Annotated in this window: 1 protein-coding gene; it reads right to left on the reverse strand. The window is 45.2% G+C overall.

Annotated elements, in window-relative coordinates; genetic code table 11:
• On the reverse strand, positions 1–327 hold a 327-nt coding region (locus ACTHUR_RS17245), incomplete at its 3' end, for a plastocyanin/azurin family copper-binding protein (protein ID WP_440399933.1).
• Positions 328–549: the final 222 nt, after the last annotated feature.

Here is a 549-nt window from a genome sequence, read left to right on the forward strand (position 1 = left end):
TTTGTGACCCATGCTGGCTTTAGGTTGGGTACCGGTGTGTTTCAGGGTGATGGTGAATTCTTTACAAGCTTTGCTTACTTGGATTTCTTTAGTGTTGAACTGCATAGCGTCGTTGGCTTCAACAGTAGTCGCGCAGTTGCCGGCAGCAGGAGCAGCGGCAGCGTCGGCTGGAGCGGCTTCAGAAGCAGGAGCTGCATCAGCAGGTGCAGTAGTTTCTGCAGGGGCAGCTTCGGAAGCAGCAGGGGCTTCAGCAGGTTTTGCAGCTTCTTGAGAGCATGCAGCCAAGCCGATAACGGCAGCGGAAATCAGAGCCAGATAAGCTTTCATTGATGTATCTCCTAATGATGAGAGTTTTGTTAAGTTCTATTAATAGCACCACACGAATATATTAATAAAAGGCAAACGCCAAACTAAAATTTATCCGCATAGCGTGATGTGAAATTCAGGCGTTATTTTGCTACAAACTTCACACGAAATCAAAGTTTCAAGCCAAGTTTACATCAGTTTACCTAAAAGAAAACAGATACTTTCTAGGTCGTATTTCTTTAG

It is taken from the genome of Neisseria sp. P0021.S007, from assembly GCF_051956855.1.